General features: G+C 72.5%; 21 protein-coding genes and 1 tRNA gene. 6 read left to right on the top strand and 16 right to left on the bottom strand.

Annotation, left to right across the window (positions count from 1 at the left end):
• The first annotated feature begins 53 nt into the window (after nt 1-53).
• Together JYK04_RS25150 and JYK04_RS25145 are read left to right on the top strand one after the other, a co-directional pair.
• A complete protein-coding gene (locus JYK04_RS25150; RefSeq protein WP_189733408.1) occupies nt 54-1,322 on the top strand; it encodes an amidohydrolase family protein in 1,269 nt (422 codons plus the stop codon).
• Nucleotides 1,323-1,375: 53 nt separating this feature from the next.
• Complete coding sequence (locus JYK04_RS25145) at nt 1,376-2,032, top strand: SDR family oxidoreductase (RefSeq protein WP_189733410.1); 657 nt, start codon at nt 1,376-1,378, stop codon at nt 2,030-2,032.
• Between the two features lie 66 nt (nt 2,033-2,098).
• Here the strand turns inward: JYK04_RS25145 and JYK04_RS25140 are convergent, their stop codons facing one another.
• The 3 genes from JYK04_RS25140 to JYK04_RS25130 all read right to left on the bottom strand — a co-directional run bounded on the left by JYK04_RS25140 (nt 2,099) and on the right by JYK04_RS25130 (nt 3,954).
• Nucleotides 2,099-2,539, bottom strand: coding sequence for a DUF3574 domain-containing protein (locus JYK04_RS25140; RefSeq protein ID WP_189733412.1), 441 nt, complete (start codon nt 2,537-2,539; stop codon nt 2,099-2,101).
• Nucleotides 2,540-2,690: 151 nt separating this feature from the next.
• Nucleotides 2,691-3,650, bottom strand: a complete 960-nt coding sequence (locus JYK04_RS25135; RefSeq protein ID WP_229874986.1) for a hypothetical protein — start codon at nt 3,648-3,650, stop codon at nt 2,691-2,693.
• A 222-nt stretch (nt 3,651-3,872) separates the two neighbouring features.
• Nucleotides 3,873-3,954 (bottom strand) — tRNA-Tyr (locus JYK04_RS25130).
• A 200-nt stretch (nt 3,955-4,154) separates the two neighbouring features.
• On the opposite strand from JYK04_RS25130, the gene JYK04_RS25125 reads away from it, so the two are divergent.
• The 3 genes from JYK04_RS25125 (at nt 4,155) to JYK04_RS25115 (ending at nt 7,519) form a co-directional block, all read left to right on the top strand.
• Nucleotides 4,155-4,643: a YajQ family cyclic di-GMP-binding protein gene (locus tag JYK04_RS25125; RefSeq protein ID WP_030009008.1), complete on the top strand. Its 489-nt coding sequence runs from the start codon at nt 4,155-4,157 to the stop codon at nt 4,641-4,643.
• A 194-nt stretch (nt 4,644-4,837) separates the two neighbouring features.
• Nucleotides 4,838-6,265, top strand: a complete 1,428-nt coding sequence (locus JYK04_RS25120) for a SulP family inorganic anion transporter (protein WP_189733414.1) — start codon at nt 4,838-4,840, stop codon at nt 6,263-6,265.
• A gap of 18 nt (nt 6,266-6,283) precedes the next feature.
• Nucleotides 6,284-7,519, top strand: coding sequence for an APC family permease (locus JYK04_RS25115; protein WP_189733416.1), 1,236 nt, complete (start codon nt 6,284-6,286; stop codon nt 7,517-7,519).
• On the opposite strand, the gene JYK04_RS25110 is transcribed toward JYK04_RS25115, so the two are convergent.
• The 13 genes from JYK04_RS25110 to JYK04_RS25050 form a co-directional block, all read right to left on the bottom strand.
• Entirely contained in the window at nt 7,503-8,027 is a 525-nt protein-coding gene (locus JYK04_RS25110; RefSeq protein WP_189733418.1) for an SMI1/KNR4 family protein, read from the bottom strand. The two genes, JYK04_RS25115 and JYK04_RS25110, sit on opposite strands and share 17 nt — an antisense overlap.
• A gap of 120 nt (nt 8,028-8,147) precedes the next feature.
• On the bottom strand, nt 8,148-8,540 hold the full coding sequence (locus JYK04_RS25105; protein WP_189733420.1) for a YccF domain-containing protein: 393 nt from the start codon (nt 8,538-8,540) through the stop codon (nt 8,148-8,150).
• Entirely contained in the window at nt 8,537-9,400 is an 864-nt protein-coding gene (htpX, locus tag JYK04_RS25100; RefSeq protein ID WP_189733766.1) for a zinc metalloprotease HtpX, read from the bottom strand. Before htpX ends, JYK04_RS25105 begins: the two co-directional genes overlap by 4 nt.
• A gap of 201 nt (nt 9,401-9,601) precedes the next feature.
• Complete coding sequence (locus tag JYK04_RS25095; protein ID WP_373297366.1) at nt 9,602-11,125, bottom strand: NADH-quinone oxidoreductase subunit N; 1,524 nt, start codon at nt 11,123-11,125, stop codon at nt 9,602-9,604.
• 5 nt (nt 11,126-11,130) lie between these two features.
• Nucleotides 11,131-12,684 (bottom strand): complex I subunit 4 family protein, encoded by a 1,554-nt coding sequence (locus JYK04_RS25090; protein ID WP_189733768.1) that lies wholly within the window; start codon nt 12,682-12,684, stop codon nt 11,131-11,133.
• 38 nt (nt 12,685-12,722) lie between these two features.
• The gene (locus tag JYK04_RS25085; protein ID WP_189733423.1) at nt 12,723-14,756 is read right to left on the bottom strand and encodes an NADH-quinone oxidoreductase subunit 5 family protein; all 2,034 of its coding nucleotides are present in this window, start codon (nt 14,754-14,756) and stop codon (nt 12,723-12,725) included.
• Nucleotides 14,753-15,100 carry an NADH-quinone oxidoreductase subunit NuoK gene (gene nuoK, locus JYK04_RS25080; protein ID WP_030726044.1) on the bottom strand — a complete coding sequence of 116 codons (348 nt, stop codon included), beginning with the start codon at nt 15,098-15,100 and terminating at the stop codon, nt 14,753-14,755. Before nuoK ends, JYK04_RS25085 begins: the two co-directional genes overlap by 4 nt.
• Nucleotides 15,100-15,681 (bottom strand): NADH-quinone oxidoreductase subunit J family protein, encoded by a 582-nt coding sequence (locus JYK04_RS25075; protein WP_189733769.1) that lies wholly within the window; start codon nt 15,679-15,681, stop codon nt 15,100-15,102. Before JYK04_RS25075 ends, nuoK begins: the two co-directional genes overlap by 1 nt.
• Nucleotides 15,682-15,695: 14 nt before the next feature.
• A complete protein-coding gene (locus JYK04_RS25070; RefSeq protein ID WP_189733425.1) occupies nt 15,696-16,316 on the bottom strand; it encodes a NuoI/complex I 23 kDa subunit family protein in 621 nt (206 codons plus the stop codon).
• Nucleotides 16,316-17,281 carry a complex I subunit 1/NuoH family protein gene (locus tag JYK04_RS25065; RefSeq protein WP_189733427.1) on the bottom strand — a complete coding sequence of 322 codons (966 nt, stop codon included), beginning with the start codon at nt 17,279-17,281 and terminating at the stop codon, nt 16,316-16,318. Before JYK04_RS25065 ends, JYK04_RS25070 begins: the two co-directional genes overlap by 1 nt.
• Nucleotides 17,278-18,531 (bottom strand): NADH-quinone oxidoreductase subunit C, encoded by a 1,254-nt coding sequence (locus JYK04_RS25060; protein WP_189733428.1) that lies wholly within the window; start codon nt 18,529-18,531, stop codon nt 17,278-17,280. The genes JYK04_RS25065 and JYK04_RS25060 overlap by 4 nt, the downstream gene beginning before the upstream one ends.
• A complete protein-coding gene (locus JYK04_RS25055; protein WP_189733430.1) occupies nt 18,528-19,136 on the bottom strand; it encodes an NADH-quinone oxidoreductase subunit B in 609 nt (202 codons plus the stop codon). Before JYK04_RS25055 ends, JYK04_RS25060 begins: the two co-directional genes overlap by 4 nt.
• Nucleotides 19,127-19,534: an NADH-quinone oxidoreductase subunit A gene (locus JYK04_RS25050; RefSeq protein ID WP_030012240.1), complete on the bottom strand. Its 408-nt coding sequence runs from the start codon at nt 19,532-19,534 to the stop codon at nt 19,127-19,129. The genes JYK04_RS25055 and JYK04_RS25050 overlap by 10 nt, the downstream gene beginning before the upstream one ends.
• 147 nt (nt 19,535-19,681) lie before the next feature.
• On the opposite strand from JYK04_RS25050, the gene JYK04_RS25045 reads away from it, so the two are divergent.
• The gene (locus tag JYK04_RS25045) at nt 19,682-20,872 is read left to right on the top strand and encodes a sensor histidine kinase (RefSeq protein ID WP_189733432.1); all 1,191 of its coding nucleotides are present in this window, start codon (nt 19,682-19,684) and stop codon (nt 20,870-20,872) included.
• Nucleotides 20,873-20,874 lie beyond the last annotated feature (2 nt).

Here is a 20,874-nt window from a genome sequence, read left to right as displayed (position 1 = left end):
CTTGGGCCGCGGGCCACGGCTCCAGGAACCGCCCGAGCCACCGCAGGAGCGCGATGTCCGACAGCCAGCCGCCGCAGCCGTTCCAAGCGCCCCGCGGCGGAAACGGCAACGCGGCCGCCGCCGAGGCCACCACCCTGCTGCTCGCGGGGGCGCGCCTCACCGACGGCCGCACCGTCGACGTACGCCTCGGCGGCGGCCGGATCCAGGCCGTCGGCACCGCGGGCAGCCTCCCCTCCCCCGCGCCGGCCCGGGTGGACCTGACCGGCTATCTGCTGCTGCCCGCCCCCGCCGAGCCGCACGCCCACGGGGACACCGCGCTGACCGCCGACGCCGAGGGGCCCGTCTCCTACGCCCCCGACGAGGTTCAGCGCCGGGCCACCGAAGCCGCCCTGCTCCAGCTCGGGCACGGCGCCACCGCGGTCCGCTCCCACGTCCGCATCGGCGACGTGCACGGCCTCGGCCCCATGGAAGCCGTGCTCCAGGCCCGCCGCTCCCTGCGCGGGCTCGCCGACCTCACCGCCGTGGCCGTACCCCGGCTGCTGACCGGGGCGGCCGGCGCGGACGGGCTGGCCATGCTGCGGGACGCGGTCAAGATGGGCGCCTCCGTGATCGGCGGCTGCCCCGACCTGGACCCGGACCCGACGGGCTTCCTCGAAGCCGTCCTGGAACTCGCCGCCGAGCACGGCTGCCCCGTGGATCTGCACACAGACGGTGACGACCCGGGCCGTCTCGCCCGGCTCGCGGCGATGGCCGGCGGGCTGCGCCCCGGAGTGGCCATCGGCCCGTGCGGCGGCCTGTCCCGGCTCCCGCTGGACGCGGCCGCCCGCGCCGCCGATCAGCTGGCCGCGGCCGGCGTACGGGTCACCTGCCTGCCCCAGGGCGACTGCGCGGCCCTGGAGCGCCGCGGCCTGCGCACCGCCCCCGTCCGGCTGCTGCGGGCCGCCGGTGTGCGCGTCGCGGCCGGCAGCGGGGCGCTGCGGGACGCCGGGAACCCCGTCGGCCGCGGGGATCCCCTGGAGGCCGCGTACCTGCTGGCCTCCCAGGGAGGGCTCCGGGCCGGCGAGGCGTACGAATCCGTCAGCCGCTGTGCCCGCGAGGCCATGGGCCTGCCGGAGGTCCGGGTGGAGGCCGGTTTCCCGGCGGAGCTGCTCGCCGTGCGCGGGGACCGGATCGCGGGCGTGCTGTCCCTCGCCTACAGCCGGATCGTGATCCACCGCGGGCGCGTGGTAGCCCGTACGAGTGCCGTACGGGAGTACTGCGACTCCGCCGTCGCGGTGGCCCTGGACCTGCCCCGGCAGGGCCGTACGGAGGCGGGGCCCTGAAGTTCGCCGTCCGCTCGCGGGCGTCGGCGCCCGGCTCGTCGTACGGTCGGGTCATGCGCATCGTCATCGCGGGTGGACACGGTCAGATCGCGCTGCGGCTGGAGCGCCTGCTCGCCGCGCGCGGGTACGAGGTCGCGGGCATCGTCCGCGACCCGGCACAGGGCGACGACCTGAGGCATGCGGGCGCCGAGCCGGTGCTGTGCGATCTGGAATCGGCCTCGGTGGAGCATGTGGCGGGGATTCTGCAGGGCGCGGACGTGGCGGTGTTCGCGGCCGGTGCGGGCCCCGGCAGCGGAATCGGGCGGAAGGACACGGTGGACCGGGGCGCGGCGGTGCTGTTCGCCGATGCCGCCGAACGGGCCCGCGTGCGGCGCTTCCTGATGGTCTCTTCGATGGGTGCGGACGCGCACCACGGCGGTGACGAGGTCTTCGACGCGTACCTGCGGGCCAAGGGCGAGGCCGATGACCACGTACGGACCCGGCTGGGCCTGGAGTGGACCGTCCTGCGCCCCGGTTCGCTGATCGACGACGCCGGGACGGGCCTGGTCCGTCTGGAGGCGCAGACGGGCCGCGGGGCCGTCCCGCGCGACGACGTGGCGGCGGTGCTGGCCGAGCTGATCGAGACCCCGGCGACGGCGGGCCTGACGCTGGAGCTGGTCTCCGGCTCGACGCCGGTCCAGGTGGCCGTGAAGGACGTGGCGGGCAACTGAGGCCGACGCCCCGGCAGTCCGGCGACCTGGTGGCCCGGCAGCGCGGCGGTCCGGTGGTCCGGCGGTTCAGAACCCGGCGCTGACCTTGTCGTCGGACCGGCCGACGGAATCCTGCTGGTACCGGTCCTCGTACGCCTGCCGGATCCGCTCGATGCGCGTGCTGCGCTCGTCGGCTTCCTTCTCCGGGTAGAGCAGGACCACCTCGTACGAGGTCTCGCGGACGATCTTGCCGTCCTGGCCGCGCCACTGGCCGTACCCGTCGTGGAGGGTCAGCCCCTCGGGGAAGGCGGGGGTGATCTCCAGGTCCAGGAAGCGCATGAACTCGCGTTCCTCCACCGGGTCGCGGCCGTCGGCCCGTTGGGTGCCGAAGTACAGCCGGGTCTCCTGGTAGGGATCCCCCACGTCCGTGTGGAGAGCCGCTCCCACCAGAGCCGGGATCCCTGCGCCGAGCAGGGCCGCGAGCACCCCGCCGCCGACCTTCCCGCGCGTGTCAGATGTCCATTTCACCCCTGGTGAACGAACAGGGGCTGCCGACGTTGCGGCCGTGGCCGGTACGCCGTCGGGCGACGGCGGCCGGCGGCGGGAAGCCCGCCCGTCCGTGGTGGCGGGCGGGACGGGCTTCCGGTCGGTGCTGTGGTGCGGCAGTGCGGAGGTGCGGCTACCAGTAGATGACTACGTAGCCGTCGCCGCCGTCCTTGCCGCGGGAGCCGGAGTTGCCGATGGCCCGGTTGGTGCCGCCGCCGCGGCCGCCGTCGCCGCCCACGGCCGTGCCGTCCGGGAGCTGGACGATGCCGTCCGCGGTGCCGCCGCCGGTGCCGTCGGGGTTGCCCGGGTCACCGTCGTGGTTGACGCCGCCCGAGGAGCACGTTCCGGTGCCGCCCAGGCCGGGCGTGCCGGGCTCGCCGGGACCGCGGTCCGCGGCGCCGCCGCCACCGCCGCCCCCGCCGCCGGTGGCGGTGAGGAGCACGGTGTTGCTCGACGCCACGGTCAGCGACGTGGTGGTGCCCGCGGTGCCGGCGGTGCCGTTGGCGCCCGGCGCGCCGCCGAGGCCGTTGGCGCCTCCGGTGCCGACGTCCACTCCGTAGTCCGTCAGCGGGGTGACCGGGATGACGCACCAGGTGAAGCCGCCGCCACCGCCGCCACCGCCGTGGCCACCGACGTTCCGCGCGGCCGCGGCTGCGTCCGTGTCCGCGGCTCCGTCGGCCCCACCGGTCGGGTTGTTCGAGTTGTTGGGGTTGTTCGGGTTGCCGCCGCCACCGTTGTTGCGCGCGGACCCGCCGCCACCGCCGCCGCCACCGCCGGCGCCCCACGCCTGGACGAACACCGAGGTGACGCCCGGCGGCGGGGTGAAGGTGTTGTCCGAGGTGAACTGCCGCAGGCCGTGCACGACCAGGGGCGAGTGCTTCTTGTGCTTGTCGTGCTCCGAGAGCCCGTGCTTGTTGCCCTCGACGGGCTTCACGTCGTGGTGGCCCGTCGGCTTGGGCCCGTCCGCGGATGCGGCCGGCGCCAGCGCGATCAGCTGGCCGGTGAGGGCCGCCGCGGCGGCGATGGAGGCGAGCAGAACCCGGGAGCGCCCCCGGGGCCGTTGAATCGTCGCCGGCTGATGGTTCAGGTTCATGGCTTCCTTACCCGCCGGCGCCGAGGGCTGCCGCGGGATGCGATGGGAGGGGTGCGTGCGTCACGCGCCGCCCATCCGACCTGGCCACGGCCTCGCTGTGGCGCTGGCAGGGCCGGGGCTGTGGCCCAGTCAGGTGAGTAGTTCATCTGACCGGAGCAACCCGGGATACGAAAGAACCCCCGCTCACTGTGATTCCACAGATGAACGGGGGTTCCACTCGCGTGGCGGCGCCAGGGTTCGAACCTGGGTAGGCTGAGCCGGCAGATTTACAGTCTGCTCCCTTTGGCCACTCGGGCACACCGCCAAGAGTTGCTGCCATTTTTTCCGCCTTGCGGCGGCGCTCCCTGGCAACGACGTAAACGATACCTGATGACCGGGGGTGCTTCACCACCGGATTGATCAGCACCGCGGGTGGGCGCGGTGGCTAGGCTTTGCCGAGCGGGCCGGGCATGTCCGGCCCCGCCCTCCGGGGTGATCACAACCGACTTCAAGGAGCCACAGCACATGGCCGACTCCAGTTTCGACATCGTCTCGAAGGTCGAGCGGCAGGAGGTCGACAACGCCCTCAACCAGGCCGCCAAGGAGCTCTCGCAGCGTTACGACTTCAAGGGCACCGGCGCCACCATCGCCTGGTCCGGCGAGAAGATCCTCATGGAGGCGAACTCCGAGGAGCGCGTGAAGGCCGTCCTCGACGTCTTCGAGACCAAGCTGGTCAAGCGCGGGATCTCGCTGAAGGCGCTGGACGCCGGGGAGCCGCAGCTGTCCGGCAAGGAGTACAAGATCTTCGCCACGATCGAGGAGGGCATCTCCCAGGAGAACGCCAAGAAGGTCGCGAAGATCATCCGGGACGAGGGTCCCAAGGGCGTCAAGGCCCAGGTCCAGGGCGAGGAGCTGCGCGTCAGCTCCAAGAGCCGTGACGACCTCCAGGAGGTCCAGGCGCTGCTCAAGGGCAAGGACCTGGACTTCGCGATCCAGTTCGTGAACTACCGCTGACCCTGTTCCGCGACCTGCCCCACGCCGGCCCGGCGGTCTTCACCGACCGCCGGGCCGCGGCGGTCGTGAAGGGGGTGTGTGCGGGGCGTGTGCGGCGCACGCGCCACCGCGGACTCCTGTGGGCACTTGGGACACGATGAGTACGCCCACCACGCTGGATGGCATCACATCACCGCGTGGCAGGGGGTTCTCGCATGGCTGGGGCCGGCACGTTCCGTGATGACTTCGGGGCATCCGTGGTCGTCGCGCTGGTCGCTCTACCCCTGTGCGTCGGGGTGGCGGTCGCCTCCGGGGTGCCGGCCGAGCTGGGGATCGTCACCGGGGTGGTCGGCGGGCTGGTCACCGGATGGTTCCGAGGGAGCTCCCTGCAGGTGAGCGGGCCCGCGGCCGGTCTCACCGTCCTCGTCTACGAGGCGGTGCAGGCCTACGGGCTTCCCGCGCTCGGGGTGCTGGTGCTGGCCGCCGGGGTGGCGCAGCTGGGCATGGGGATGCTGCGGCTCGGGCGGTGGTTCCGGGCGATCTCCGTCGCCGTCGTGCACGGGATGCTGGCCGGGATCGGGCTGGTGCTGATCTCCGGGCAGCTGTATGCCCTGGGCGGTGTGGAGGCGCCGGGGCAGACCCTGGCGAAGCTGCGCGGGGTGCACGAGCTGGGCGCGCAGGCCGACTTGGCCGCCGTACTGCTCGGGGTCGGGACGATCGCCGCCATGGTCGCCTGGCGCCGGGTGCCCGCCCGGCTGCGGATCGTGCCCGGGGCGCTCGTCGGGGTGGCCGCCGCCACCGCCGCGGCCATCCTGCTGCGGCTGCCCGTCGAGAAGGTGCGGGTGACGGGCGTACTGGCAGCCGTGTCCCCGCCCGGCTGGGGGGACTTCGAGGTCCTGGCCTCGGTCGGCGCGGTCGGCACCGTGGTCGCGCTGGCACTGATCGCCTCCGCCGAGACGCTGTTCAGCGCCGCGGCCGTGGACCGTATGCACGACGGGCCGCGGACCGAGTACGACAAGGAGCTCATCGCCCAGGGTGTGGGCAACAGCGTGTGCGGGCTGCTCGGCGCGCTGCCGATGACCGCGGTCATCGTGCGCAGCGCCGCCAATGTGGAGGCCGGGGCGCGGACCCGCGCGGCCAGGGTGCTGCATGGCGGCTGGCTGCTGCTCTTCGCCGTGGCGTTCCCCCAGCTCCTGGAGAGTGTGCCGCTGGCGGCGCTGGCCGGGGTGCTGCTGCACGCGGGCTGGAAGCTGCTGCCGGCCAGGGCGGTGGCCGCGTTGTGGCGGACGCACCGGGGCGAGGCGGTGGTGCTGGTGGTCACGGCCTCGGCGATCGTGGTCACCAATCTCTTCGAGGGCGTGCTGATCGGGCTGGGGCTCGCTGTCGCCAAGGCGGCCTGGGAGACCTCCCACGTGCACATCGAGGAGGTGTGGGAGGACGAGGAGCTGTGTGTGCAGGTCCTGGGGAACGCCAGTTTCCTGCGGCTTCCCAAGCTGCTCGACGCCTTGGACGCGCTGCCGCACGGGCAGCCGGTGCGGCTGGATCTGAGCGGGCTGCGCCACCTGGACCATGCCTGTCTGACCGCCCTGGAGGGCTGGGAGCGCACGCGGACGCCACTGACCGGCCGGGAGGGCGTCATCTAGCGGGGTTACCCTCCGCCCGTGGAAAACGAGTTGAAGCGCACCCTGGGGGTGTCCGACGCCGTCGCCGTCGGACTCGGCGCGATGGTGGGCGCCGGTATCTTCGCCGCGCTGGCTCCCGCGGCGCGGGCGGCGGGTGGCGCTCTGCTCGCCGCTCTGGGCGTGGCGGGTCTGGTGGCCTACTGCAACGCGCACTCCTCGGCGCGGCTGGCCGCCCGGTACCCGGCGTCCGGCGGCACGTACGTCTACGGGCGGGAGCGGCTCGGGCCCTTCTGGGGGTATCTGGCCGGCTGGGGGTTCGTGATCGGCAAGACGGCGTCCTGCGCGGCGATGGCCCTCACGGTGGGGGCGTACCTGTGGCCGGGGCGGCAGCACGCCGTGGCCGTCGCGGCGGTGGTGGCGCTGACCGCCGCGAGCTACGGCGGCGTGCAGAAGTCGGCCCGTATCGCCCGGCTGATCGTGGCGGTGGTGCTGGCGGTGCTGGCCGGGGTGGTCGTGGTGTGTCTGTCCTCCGAGGCGGCCGACCCGGGGCGGCTGAGCGGGTCCGACCGGGGCGTCCTCGGGCTGTTGCAGGGCGCGGGTCTGCTGTTCTTCGCCTTCGCGGGCTACGCCCGGATCACCACCCTGGGCGAGGAGGTGCGCGATCCGGAACGGACGATCCCACGGGCGGTGCCGATCGCGCTGGGGATCGCGCTGCTGGTGTACGCCGCGGTGGCGGTGGCGGCGCTGTCGGTGCTCGGTGTGGAGGGGCTGGCGCAGTCGCCGGCGCCGCTCGCCGATGCGGTGCGGGCGGCCGGTTGGCCCGGACTGGCCCCGGTGGTCCGGGTGGGCGCGGCCCTGGCCGCGCTGGGCTCGTTGCTGGCGCTCGTGCTCGGTGTTTCGAGGACGGTCCTGGCGATGGCCCGGGACGGCCATCTGCCGCGCGCCCTGGCGGCCGTACATCCTCGGCATCAGGTGCCGCACCATGCGGAGCTGGCAGTGGGTGCGGTCGTGGCGGTGCTGGCGGCCACCGCCGATCTGCGGGGCGCGATCGGTTTCTCCTCCTTCGGAGTGCTCGTCTACTACGCGATCGCGAACGCCTCCGCGTGGACTCTCGATTCAGCTGTCAAGGGTCGGGCCGTGGCAGTGGTCGGGCTGTCCGGCTGTGTGGTGCTGGCGTGTGCGCTGCCCCTCGCGTCCGCGGCGTGGGGGGCGGCGGTGCTGGTGGTGGGCGTACTGGTCCACGGGGTGCGGGGGCGGCTCAGATCCGGGATCTGAATCCGTCCCAGGGCGCCAGCTCCAGGTCGTACTCCTCCCCCGCCGGGGACCCGTCGCAGTACCAGGCGGTGCCGTCGAGCCAGCCGTGCAGCCAGGCCGCGAGGCTGGGGGTGTCGATGGACCAGGCGAGCTCCGGCTCCCCGAGGCCGGGGTCGAAGAGCAGGACCTGGGCGGTGTCGGAGCGGCAGTCGACGCAGACGGACATGGAGCAGCCGAAGTCGGCTATCGGCAGCACGCCCTCGGGCCAGCGCCAGGCCGACGAGCGGCCCGCCCGGTAGGCACGGACGGAGTCGTGCAGTGACAGCAGTCCGCACTCCGGGCCGAATCCGCCGTCGCCGACGCGGGTGTACAGCGCGGCGAGCAGGGGCGGCAGGGCGAAGCCGAGTATGCCCTCGGCCCGGGTGATCTCCTGTGCGCCCAGGACGGCGGGCAGGGGCTTTCCGTGCCCCTGCGCGGAGTTGCGTGCCCGCACGGCTACTTGCTCCAGCAACTGCTCGGTCTCGTTCATGCGTTCATGGTGACGCACCCCACCGACAGTCGCCCAGGCCTGTGGACAACTCCGCCCGCAGGCCGATCCGGTCGGCCTGCGGGCGGGTGTGCTGCGGCGTTCACGACGCCGTGGGCTGCGTCAGCGCGAGGCGAAGGGCGCGTCCGTCGGGACGATCTCGCGGCCCAGCGGGAGCAGGGAGAGCGGGACCATCTTGAAGTTGGCGATGCCGAACGGGATGCCGATGATCGTGACGCAGAGGGCGATGCCCGTGACGATGTGGCCGAGGGCCAGCCACCAGCCGGCCAGCACCAGCCACAGGACGTTGCCGATGCAGGACGGGGCGCCCGCGTCGTGGCGCTCGACCGTGGTGTAGCCGAAGGGCCACAGGGCGTAGACCGCGATGCGGAAGGCGGCGATGCCGAACGGGATGCCGATGATCGTGATGCAGAGCAGCACACCCGCGAGGAGGTAGCCCAGGAACAGCCAGATGCCGCTGAGGATGAGCCAAATGATGTTGAGGATTGTCTTCATCGGCGGCGGCCTGCCATCTGTTCGAGCCGGGCGATGCGCTCGGCCATCGGAGGGTGTGTGGAGAACATCTTAGAAAGGCCCGCACCTGGGCGGAACGGGTTGGCGATCATCATGTGGCTCGCCGCTTCCAGCCGAGGCTCCGGGGGCAGCGGGAGCTGTTTGGTGCCCGCGTCGAGCTTGCGCAGGGCGCTGGCCAGGGCGAGCGGGTCGCCGGTGAGCTGGGCGCCGGAGGCGTCGGCCTCGTACTCGCGCGAGCGGCTGATGGCCAGCTGGATCACGGAGGCGGCCAGCGGGCCCAGGATCATGATCAGCAGCATGCCGAGGAGGCCGGGGCCCTCGTCGTCGTTCGAGCGGCCGATCGGGATCAGCCAGGCGAAGTTGACCAGGAACATGATCACCGAGGCGAGGGCGCCGGCGACCGAGGAGATCAGGATGTCGCGGTTGTAGACGTGGCTGAGCTCGTGGCCGATGACCCCGCGCAGCTCGCGCTCGTCGAGGATGCGCAGGATGCCCTCGGTGCAGCAGACCGCGGCGTTGCGCGGGTTGCGGCCGGTGGCGAAGGCGTTGGGGGCCTCGGTGGGTGAGATGTACAGGCGTGGCATGGGCTGGCGCGCGGACGTGGAGAGCTCGCGCACCATGCGGTAGAGCTGGGGAGCCTCGAACTCGCTCACGGGGCGGGCGCGCATCGCGCGTAGAGCCAGCTTGTCGCTGTTCCAGTACGCGTAGGCGTTGGTCCCGAGGGCGACGAGGACGGCGATGATCAGGCCGCCCCGTCCGAAGAAGCTTCCGATGAGGATGATGAGTGCGGACAGCCCGCCGAGGAGTACGGCGGTCTTCAGCCCGTTGTGCCGGCGGTGCACGGTACGCCCTCCAAGTGGTGCGGCAGGGGAGCCCGTCATGGATTTGAGGGTCTACGGTCCAGTGGACCCTCCCTTCCTGGTCAACGCGAGGTGAGGGCGTCTGGTTCCCAGGGCGCGCAGGGGCGGCCGCCCGCCGCCGCCCCTGCGCGGGGGGCGGCGGGGACGCGGCGGGCGTTGCTCCGTACGGATTACAAGCGCCCGTTACTGGGCGAAGAGGCTGCCCGAGGTGACGCGCAGGATGAGCTCCGGGGCGGCCGAGACGACGAGCGCCGTGATCGCCGTGACGACGATGGCCGCCGCCACCGGCCAGGGGGCGCGCGTACGGGTCTGCGCGCCCTCGGGGGTGCGGAAGAGCAGGGCCGTCCAGCGCAGGTAGTAGTACAGGGCGATGACGACGTTGATCGCCATGACCACGGCCAGCCAGCCCAGGCCCGCGTCGACCGCGGACCGGAAGACGGTGACCTTGGCGAAGAGCCCGATGATGCCCGGCGGCAGTCCCGCCAGGCAGAGCAGGAAGAAGCCGAGGGAGAGGGCGGCCAGCGGGCGCTCGGCGTAGAGCCCGCGGTAGTCGCTGATCCGGTGGAGCGGCTTGGTACGGGCGACCAGGGCGGCCACGGCAAAGGCGCCGAGGTTCACGGCGGCGTACATGAGGGCGTAGGCGACGGTGGAGCCGATCTGGTCGCGCCCGGAGTACGCGGCCGCGGCGATCGGGACCAGCAGGTATCCGGCCTGGCCGACCGAGGACCAGGCGAGCAGCCGTACGGCACTGTTGGGGCGGTCCGGGGACTGCCGCAGGGCGGCGGCGTTGCCCAGGGTCATGGTGAGGGCGGCGAGGACGGCCAGGGCCGGGCCCCAGACGTCGGAGTACGCCGGGAAGGCGATCACCGTGACGAGGATGAGGCCGGTGAAGCCGACGGCCTTGCCGATCACCGAGAGGTAGCCGGCGATGGGCAGGGGGGCTCCGACGTAGGTGTCGGGGACCCAGAAGTGGAAGGGGACGGCCGCGGTCTTGAAGGCGAAGCCGACGAGGGTGAGGACGACGCCGGCGATGGCGAGGGTGTCGAGCTGCCCGGGGACGTCTTCGAGGCGGTCGGCGACCTGGGTGAGGTGCAGGGAGCCGGTGGCGGCGTAGACGAAGCTGACGCCCATCAGCGACACGGCGGTGGCGGTGACGGAGGACAGGAAGAACTTCAGGGCGGCCTCGGAGGAGAGCCGGTCGCCGCGGCGCATGCCGACGAGGGCGAAGGCGGGCAGCGAGGCGACTTCCAGCGCGACGATCAGGGTGGCGAGGTCGCGGGAGGCGGGCAGCAGGGCCGCTCCGGAGGCGGAGGAGAGCAGCAGGAACCAGTACTCGCCGGCCGGCATGCGGGTGTCGTGGACGGCGGTGACCGACACCAGGGCGGTGACCAGTGCGCCGGCCAGCACCAGGAACTGGATGACGAGCGTGAAGTGGTCTGCGACGTAGCTGCAGGCCGCGGGGTCGCCGGTGAGGCAGAAGGTGGCGCGGTCACCGGCGCGCAGCGGCAGCAGGGTGGCGGTCGCGGCGGCGAGGCCGGCGACCGAGATCCAGCCGAGGACCGGCTTGTGGCGTTCGGTGAGGAACAGGTCGGCGACGAGGACGACCAGGCCGACGGCGGCGGTGATCACCACGGGTGCGATGGCGAGCCAGTCGACGGACTGGACCAGGCTCGGGGCCTCGGCGGAGAGGACCGTCAGGGCCGTCATGGCCGTCATGAATTGCCTCCTGCGAGGAGCTTCTGGACGGCCGGGTCGGTGAGGCCGAGGAGGACCGCGGGCCACAGGCCGGCGAGGACGGTGAGGGCGACGAGCGGGGTCCAGGCGGCGAACTCGTAGCGCTGGATGTCGGCGACGGCGAGCTCGGGACCGGCTTTCGGGTCTCCCATGCAGACGCGCCGTACGACGATCAGGAGGTACGCGGCGGTGAGCAGGGTGCCGAACGCGCCGACGGCCACGTAGGTGAGGAACGCGGGGCGGGAGAGGCCCTCGGCGGGGTCGAAGGCGCCGAAGAGGGCCAGCATCTCGCCCCAGAAGCCGGCGAGGCCCGGCAGGCCCAGGGAGGCGACGGCGGCGAAGGCGAGGAGTGCGCCGAGGCGGGGGGCGCGGCCGTAGAGGGCGGCGCCGGTGGCTCCGGCGAGGGTGTCCAGGTCGGCGGTGCCGTAGCGGTCCTTGAGGGCGCCGACCAGGAAGAAGAGGAGGCCGGTGATCAGGCCGTGGGCGATGTTGGCGAAGAGCGCGCCGTTGACGCCGGTGGGGGTCATGCTCGCGATGCCGAGGAGGACGAAGCCCATGTGGCCGACGGAGGAGTAGGCGATCAGGCGCTTGAGGTCGCCCTTGTTCCCCTTGCGGGCCAGGGCGAGGCAGGCGAGCGATCCGTAGACGATGCCGACTGCCGCGAAGGCGCCCAGGTAGGGGGCGAAGGTGGCCATGCCGTCGGGGGTGATGGGCAGCAGGATGCGGACGAACCCGTACGTGCCCATCTTGAGCAGGACGCCGGCCAGCAGGACGGATCCGACGGTGGGCGCGGCGGTGTGGGCGTCCGGCAGCCAGCTGTGCAGGGGCCACATCGGGGTCTTCACGGCGAGGCCGATGCCGATGGCGAGAACGGCCAGGAGCTGGGTGGTGTGGGACAGTTCGCGGCCGTTGTCAGAGGCCAGTGTCACCATGTCGAAAGTGCCGCTGTTCAGTCCGATCAGGAGCAGACCGAGCAGCATGACGACGGAGCCGAGGAGCGTGTAGAGGATGAACTTCCAGGCGGCGGCCTGCCGCTGAGCACCGCCCCAGCGGGCGATGAGGAAGTACATCGGGATGAGGACCATCTCGAAGGCGAGGAAGAAGAGCAGCAGGTCGAGGACGGCGAAGGTCGCGAGGGTGCCGGACTCCAGGACCAGGAGCAGGGCGACGAAGGCCTTCGGGGAGGGGCCCGCGGGCAGCTTGAAGTAGCTGTAGAGCGCGCAGAGGAAGAACAGCAGCGCGGTCATCAGGAGGAGGGGGAGCGAGATGCCGTCGACGCCGAGGTGGATCCGGACGTTCAGCGCCTGGATCCAGCTGATGTCCGTCGTCGCCTGGATGCGGGACGGGGCGTCGTGGTCGAAGCCCAGGGTGAGGGCGACGGCCGCGGCGAGGATCACGCTGGTCACGGTCACGCCGTGGCGGAGCACGGCCTGCTCGGGGCTCTTGCCCTTGAGGCCGGGCGGGGCCGGCAGGAGCGCCGCGGCGGAGCCGAGGAGCGGTGCGGCCACGATGAACGCCAGAAGGAACTGCATCACGGACGGGCTGATATCAATCACGGCTGACTCACGGCTCACGATCCGGCGTTGACGTTGGCGAGGACGGCGGTGGCGATCGCCAGGACCACGGCGCCGGCGAGCAGGGCGCTCAGGTAGCTCTGCACGTTGCCGGTCTGGGCGCGGCGTACGAGGCTGCCGAGCAGCTGGGTGCCGGTGCCCGCGCCGCGGACGTATGTGTCCACGACCTCGCGGTCGAGGAAGCGGACGAGGCTCGCGGCGGCCCGGACGGGCCGGACGAACAGCCGGTCGTAGACGGCGTCGAGGTGGAAACCGACGGCCGCGTGGCGGTGCAGCGGGCCGAGGAACGCCTTGCCGGGGTCGGCGGCGGGGCCGGCCGGGACGGCGGGGTGATCGTGGGTCACCTCGGCCACCTCCGGGGCTTCCGCGGCGGATTCGGCGGCGGCGACTGCGACGGTTGCGGGTACTCCGGCACCGGCTGCGGCACCGGCTCCGGTGCCGGCGGCGGTCGCGAGGGCGGCCTTCGCCGAGGCGCGCTGCCAGAGGGCGTAGGTGAGCATCGCGCCGATGGCCGCGGCACCCGTGCCGAGGACGGAGGTGACGAGGGTCGGGGTGAGTTCCCCGCCGTCGAACCAGTCGGAGAGGGGGCCGGCCGCGAGGCCGAAGCCGATCGACGGGATCGCCAGCAGCCACAGCACGCCGGTCATGGCGAGGGGCTCCTTGCCGTGGTCGGGGGCGGCGGCGCCCCGGCCGCGGAAGGCCATCAGCCACAGCCGGGTGGCGTAGGCGGCGGTGAGCAGCGCGGTCAGCAGACCGGCGACGAGCACCAGCCAGCCGGCGGCGCTGGGCGCGAACTCCGAGTGGCCGGTCGCGGTGTGCTCGGCGGCGACGAGGACGGCTTCCTTGGAGAAGAAGCCGGCGAAGGGCGGCACGGCGGCGAGCGCGAGCAGCGCGATCGTCATCGTCCAGAAGGCGTCGGGGATGCGCTTGGCCAGGCCGTCCATCCGGGACATGACGCCCAGGGAGTTCGTACCGGCGGCGTGGATGATCACGCCGGCGCCGAGGAAGAGGAGCGCCTTGAAGGCGCCGTGGGACAGGAGGTGGAACACGGCGGCGCCGCGGTCGCCGACGGCCAGGGCGCCGACCATGTAGCCGAGCTGACCGATCGTGGAGTACGCGAGCACCCGCTTGATGTCGTCCTGGGCGATGGCGGCCAGGCCGGAGCCGACCATCGTGACGGCCGCCATCACGGCCATGACCACCAGCGCGGCCCAGGAGGACGCGAAGACGGGCAGGAGGCGGGCGATGAAGTAGACACCGGCGGCGACCATCGTCGCGGCGTGGATGAGCGCCGAGACCGGGGTGGGGCCCGCCATGGCGTCGGGGAGCCAGGTGTGCAGGGGGAACTGCGCGGATTTGCCCGCGACACCGGCGAGCAGGAGCAGCGCGATCAGGGTCGGGTGGTCGAGTCCGCCCGCGGCGACGGTGCCCAGGATCTTCGGGATCTCGAAGGAACCGGCGTCGGCCGCGAGCGCGAACAGGCCGATCAGGAAGGGGACGTCGCCGAGCTTGGTGACGAGGAAGGCCTTCAGGGAGGCGGAGCGGGCCGCTTCGGTCTCCCAGTAGTGGCCGACCAGGAAGTACGAGCAGATGCCCATGACCTCCCAGCCGACCAGCAGCACCATCAGGTCGCCGGAGTAGACGACGAGCAGCATGGCGGAGGTGAACAGTGAGACGAGAGCGGCATACGACGGGTAGCGCGGGTCCTCACGGAGGTACGCCGTCGAGTAGACCTGTACGCAGGTGGCGACCACCCCGACCAGGACGGCGACCAGCGCGGCGAAGCCGTCGATGTAGAGCGACAGGTCGATCGGCACCGAGCCGGTCGGGGTCAGCTCGGTCGCGGCATAGATCGTCTCGCCGCCGCCCTGGCGGAGGGCGACGAGTACGGCCAGTACGGCGGCCCCGAGCGTCGGCAGGATCGCGAGCGGCCGGACGAACCCGGGGGCGGTGCGGCCGAGCAGCAGTCCCGCCACCGCGCCCAGGAAGGGGAGCAGCGGGACGAGGGCGGCGAGGGTCGTGGTGCTCACGCGGTGACCTCGCTCTGGTTGTTCGCGGCGGGCTCGTGGCCTTCGGCGGTGTCGCGCAGCCGGTCGACGTCGGAGGTGCCCCGGTTGCGGTACACCATCAGCACGATCGCGAGGCCGATGCCGATCTCGGCGGCGGCGATCGCGATGGTGAAGAGGGTGAGGGCCTGGCCGGCGTGCAGGGCGTCGCGCAGCCAGACGTCGAAGGCCACCAGGTTGAGGTTGACGGCGTTGAGCATCAGCTCGACGGACATCAGGACCAGGATGGCGTTGCGGCGGGCGAGTACCCCGTACAGGCCCGTGCAGAAGAGGAGCGCCGCGAGTACGGCGGGGTAGGCGAGGTGCATCAGCGCTGCCCCTTGTCGCTGGCGTCGGTGGCGTCGGTGGGTTCGTTCCTGCGGGACAGCACGATGGCGCCGATCAGGGCTGCGAGGAGGAGGACGGAGAGCGCCTCGAACGGCAGCACCCAGTGCTGGAAGAGGATCTCGCCGGAGACCTTGGTGGAGCCCTGGGCCGGTCCGTCGAGGTCGATCCAGGTGGTGCGGAAGGCGTCGACGACCACCCAGACCAGCGACACGGCCGCGACGACGGCGACGCCGAGCGCGATCCAGCGGTTGCCGGAGTCGGCGTCCGGGGAGCGGCCGATGGGGGCCTTGGTGAGCATCAGCCCGAAGAGGAGGAGGACGACCACGGAGCCGAGGTAGATGAGGACCTGGACCCAGGCGATGAACTCGGCGGTCAGCAGCAGGTACTCGACGGCGATGCCGCCGAGCGCGACGACCAGCCACAGGGCGGCGTGCACCAGCTGCTTGGTGGTGACCGTGACGAGGGCCGCGCCGAGGGTGGCGAGTCCGACGAGGAGGAAGGCGATCTCGACGCCGGCCGGGGAGAGGAAGCCGGGCCCGGTGGTGGTGGCGGCTTCGGCCAGGGTGGCGGCGGGGCTCACGCGTCTCCCTCCGGGGTCGGTTCGGTCGGCGGTTCGGTCTCGGCCGCCTGGGCGGCGGCTTCGGCTGCTGCGGCTTCGGCGGCGGCTGCCGCCGCGGCTGCGGCTTCGGCCTTCTCCACCGCCTTGCGGGCGGCGGCGATCTCCTTGGGCTCCTCGGCCGCCGGGTCCAGCGCGGGCGGCGCCGGGACGGTCCACATCCACTCGCGGAGCTTGTCGCGCTCGTGGGTCAGCTCGTGGATGTCGGTCTCCGCGTACTCGAACTCCGGCGACCAGAAGAGGGCGTCGAAGGGGCACACCTCGATGCAGATACCGCAGTACATGCAGAGGGAGAAGTCGATGGCGAAGCGGTCGAGGACGTTGCGGCTGCGCTCGCGGCCACCGGGGGTGGACGCCGGGACCGTCTCCTTGTGGGAGTCGATGTAGATGCACCAGTCGGGGCACTCACGGGCGCAGAGCATGCAGACGGTGCAGTTCTCCTCGAACAGACCGATGACCCCGCGGGAGCGGGGCGGCAGTTCGGGCTGGACCTCGGGGTACTGGGCCGTGTGCGAGCGCTTCGTCATCGTGCGCAGCGTGACGGCCAGGCCCTTGGCCAGGCCGGATCCGGGGATGGGCATTACTGGATCGCCACCTTCACGATGCCGGTGAGCGCGATCTGGGCGAGCGCGAGCGGGATGAGTGTGGTCCAGGCGAGCTTCTGGAGCTGGTCCTCGCGCAGGCGCGGGTAGCTCACGCGGAGCCAGATCACGACGAAGGCGAGGATCGCGATCTTGAGCAGGGTCCAGACCCAGCCGAGGTCGTCGCCGAACGGGCCGTGCCAGCCGCCGAGGAAGAGGACGGTGGTCAGGGCGCAGAGGACGACGATGCCGGCGTACTCGGCGAGGAGGAACAGTGCGAAGCGCAGGCCGGTGTACTCGGTGTACGCGCCGAAGATGATCTCCGAGTCGGCGACGGGCATGTCGAAGGGGGGCCGCTGCAGTTCGGCGAGGCCGGCGACGAAGAAGACGAGCGCGCCGGCGATCTGCCAGGGCAGCCACCACCACTCGAAGGCCTCGACGATCCCGGGGAGCGAGACCGTACCGGCCGCCATGGCGACGGAGGCGGCCGCGAGCAGCATCGGGAGCTCGTAGGCGAGCAGCTGCGCGGCGGTGCGCAGGCCGCCGAGCAGGGAGAACTTGTTCGCCGAGGCCCAGCCGGCCATCAGGGAGCCGAGGACTCCGACGCCCATGACGGCGAGCGCGAAGAACAGGCCCGCGTCGATGAGCTGGCCTACGGCGCCCTCGCCCGGGCCGATGGGGATGACCAGGAGGACGAGGAGGTACGGCAGCAGCGCGACGGCGGGGGCGAGCTGGAAGATCCGGCGGTCGGCGCCCGCCGGGACGATGTCTTCCTTCTGCGCGAACTTCACCCCGTCGGCGACGAGCTGGGCCCAGCCGTGGAAGCCGCCGGCGTACATGGGGCCGAGGCGGCCCTGCATGTGGGCCATCACCTTGTGCTCGGTCTGCCCGACGACGAGCGGGAGCACCAGGAAGACGGCGAAGACGACGATCAGCCGCAGGGCGACGTCGAGGACGTCGTTCACGCGTCGCCTCCGTTGTCGGGGTCGGTGGTGGGGTCGGTGGTGGGTCGGGTCCCGTCGCCCGCAGCGGGCCCGGTTTCCGGTTCTGCCTTGGGTGCGGCCTTGGGGGCCGGCTCGGGTCCGGTCCCCGGCTCCGCCTTCGGAGCCGACCCGGGAGCCGGTTCCTCGAAGGCGGGCTTCGGGTCGTGCCAGGGGGCGTCCGAGCTGCGCGGTGCCGGGCGGCGCGGCGCGGCGGCCGCCTCCTCCGCGTCCGGGGCGGCGCCTGCGGCAGCTTGGCTCGCGGAGCCCTCGGATGCCGAGCGAGTGCGGCGCGGCGCGGCGGCCGCCTCCTCCGCGTCCGGAGCCGGGGCCGGGGCCTGGCTCACCGAGCCGTCGGCGACCGAGCGGGTGCGGCGCGGCGGGCGGGGGGTGGACTCCGCAGCCGTGTCGGTGGCGGCGTCGGCCGGGGCCGACTGGCTTGCCGAGCCCTCCGACACCGAGCGGGTGCGGCGCGGCGGGCGGGGGGCGGCTTCCGCGCCCGTCCCGGTGGCCGCGTCGGCCGGGGACTGGGTGGCCGAGCCCTCGGTGACCGAGCGGGTGCGGCGGACCGGGGCGCCCTCGCGCGGGGTGCGCGCGGCGGCGCCCGCCGCGCCGGCCGCACGCGGGGTGCGGGCCGGGCGGGACGGGGCCGGCGGGAGCTGGCCCTTCATCGGGCCCCAGTCGTTGGGGTCCGGTACGCCCGGCGGGAGCATCTGGCGGCGCTTGGGCGCGTCCGGGTCGTGCGCCTCGCCGGGCTCCTTGGCACCGGGCCAGGCCTTGGCGACGCGCGCGGCCAGGACGAAGTCCTTGCGCAGCGGGTGGCCCTCGAAGTTCTCCGGGAGGAGGAGGGGAACGAGGTGCGGGTGGTCGGTGAAGGTCACCCCGAACATCTCGAACGTCTCGCGCTCGTGCCATTCCGCCCCCGCGTAGACGGCGACCGCGGACGGCAGGGAGGCGGCGCCGTGCGGGACGGTCGTGCGCAGCAGCAGTCGGCGCACCCGGTGGTTCTCCAGGGACGCGACGTGCGCGCAGATCCGGAAGCCGGTGCCGGGCTCGTCCACCGCGCTCAGCCAGTCGAAGTACGTGCAGCCCAGCTTGTCCCGGGCGATCTCCAGGGCGGAGATCCAGCTGCCGACGGGCACGTCCACCGTGAGGACGTCGTACGAGATCTCGGCGACGGCCTCGGCGCCGAAGACCGTTGCCGCCGCGTCGGGAAGGGAGTCGTAGAGGTTCACGCTCCGGCCCCCTGCGCGGGTGCCGGAGGGGGCGTGACCAGGCCGCTCGTCAGCTGGGACACGGACGGCCCGGCCGCGTAGCGCTCGGCCAGCGACTCGCGGGCGATCTTCTCCTGCAGTTTGAGGATGCCCTGGAGGAGGGCTTCGGGGCGCGGCGGGCAGCCCGGCACGTAGACGTCGACCGGGATGATCTGGTCGACGCCCTTCGTCACCGAGTACGAGTCCCAGTAGGGGCCGCCGCAGTTGGAGCAGGCGCCGAAGGAGATGACGTACTTCGGCTCCGGCATCTGCTCGTAGAGCCGCTTCACCGCCGGGGCCATCTTGTCCGTGACGGTGCCCGAGACGATCATCAGGTCGGCCTGACGCGGCCCCGGTGCGAAGGGGATGACGCCGAGCCGGATGAAGTCGTGCCGGGCCATGGACGCGGCGATGAACTCGATCGCGCAGCAGGCCAGGCCGAAGTTGAAGACCCACAGGCTGTACCGGCGGCCCCAGTTCAGGACCACCTTCATCGGTTCCGGGGCCAGGCGGGAGAGGACTCCGAGGCGCTTGGGCTCCGGGAGCAGCACGCCCTCGGTCGGCGTCACAGCCGGTGTCACGTCCATTCGAGGACGCCCTTCTTGTACGCATAGAGCAGGCCGACGGCCAGGAAGCCCAGGAAGATGAACATCTCCACCAGCGTCGTGGCGCCGTAACCGGCGGCGGCGAACACCGTCGCCCACGGGAACAGGAAGATCGAGTCGACGGCGAAGATGACGTAGAGGAACGCGTAGACGTAGTAGCGGACCTGGGTGTGCGCCCAGCCCTCGCCGACCGGGTCCACACCGCATTCGTAGGTCAGCAGCTTCTCGGGGGTCGGGACGACGGGCCGCAGCAGGCGGCCCGCGCCGAAGGCGACGGCCACGAAAAGCACACCGAGCGCGGCCAGCAGGCCGACGACCGAATAACTCCGGAAGTAGTCCGCCGCGAGCACGGTTACGGTCGATACCGTTGGTTCAGGCACGTCCGTTCCTCGCTCCTCGGTCACTGTCGACGATCTGGTACGGACGGGAGTCTAGGGCCTGCCTCACACAGGGTGGGGTTATCCCCCGTTCACAGCACCCCGGCCACCCCATGGCATCAGCGGGTCGTACTTGACAGGGTGTGGCCCATGACCATGAGCCATGCCGTGCCCGACAACGATCGACCTCCCCCCGTACGCGCCGTCTTCAGCGGCGTGACGTGGAAGGAGATCGCCTATCTCGTGAGCAACCTGCCGCTGGCGATCGTCGGTTTTGTTTACGCGGTTGTCATGGTTTCCACGGCCGGCGGTCTTTCCGTGACCGCGGTCGGAATTCCCCTGCTCGCGTGCGGTCTGTATCTGTCTCGGCAATTGGGACGGCTGGACCGGGCGCGCGCCCGCGGGCTGCTGGGCGTACGGGTGGACGAGCCGACCCCGATCCCCGGTCCGAAGCGGGCCGGCGGATTCTTCCCCTGGCTGTGGACGAGCATCAAGGACCCGGTCGGCTGGCGGACGGTGCTGTACCAGCTGATCCGGTTGCCGTGGGGAGTACTCACCTTCACGGTAGCGCTGACCGGCCTGTTCGTGCTGTGGCCGGTGCTGCCGTACCTGGTGCGGCTGATGGCGAACGTGGACCGGGCGATGGTACGGGGGCTGCTGTCGCCCTCCGACGACCTGGAGCGGCGGATCGCGGAGCTGGAATCCGACCGGGGCGTGGTGGTCGACACGGCGGCGGCGGACCTGCGGCGCATCGAGCGGGACCTGCACGACGGGGCGCAGGCCCGGCTGGTGGCGCTGGCGATGGGGCTGGGCCTGGCGAAGGAGAAGCTGCTGGAGGACCCGGAGGGCGCGGCGGCGATGGTCGACGAGGCGCACGGGGAGGTCAAGCTGGCCCTGCAGGAGCTGCGGGACCTCGCACGGGGGATCCACCCCGCGGTGCTGACGGACCGGGGGCTGGACGCGGCGCTGTCGTCGGTGGCGGCGCGGTGCGTGGTGCCGGTGAAGGTGGTGGTGGATCTGCCGGCGGATCCGCCGGGGGCGCGGCCGGCGGAGGCGATCGAGGGGATCGCGTACTTTGTGGTGTCCGAGCTGCTGCAGAACGTGAGCAAGCACGCGGGGCCGGGGGCGCGGGGCGCGACGGTGGAGGTGTGGCGGGCGGGTGCGCGGCTGATGATCCGGGTGTCGGACGACGGGCGCGGCGGGGCGAGTCCCTCCGGGGGGAGTGGGCTGGCGGGGCTCGCGGAGCGGTTGGGCGCGGTGGACGGGGTGCTGGTGGTGGACTCGCCCGCGGGGGCGGGGACGGTGGTCACGGCCGAGCTGCCGTGGCGGGACCGGGGCTAGGC

This window comes from Streptomyces nojiriensis (assembly GCF_017639205.1).
Lineage (GTDB): Bacteria > Actinomycetota > Actinomycetes > Streptomycetales > Streptomycetaceae > Streptomyces > Streptomyces nojiriensis.
Note: the sequence above shows the minus strand (reverse complement) of the source record. Positions and strands in the feature narration are given on the sequence as shown.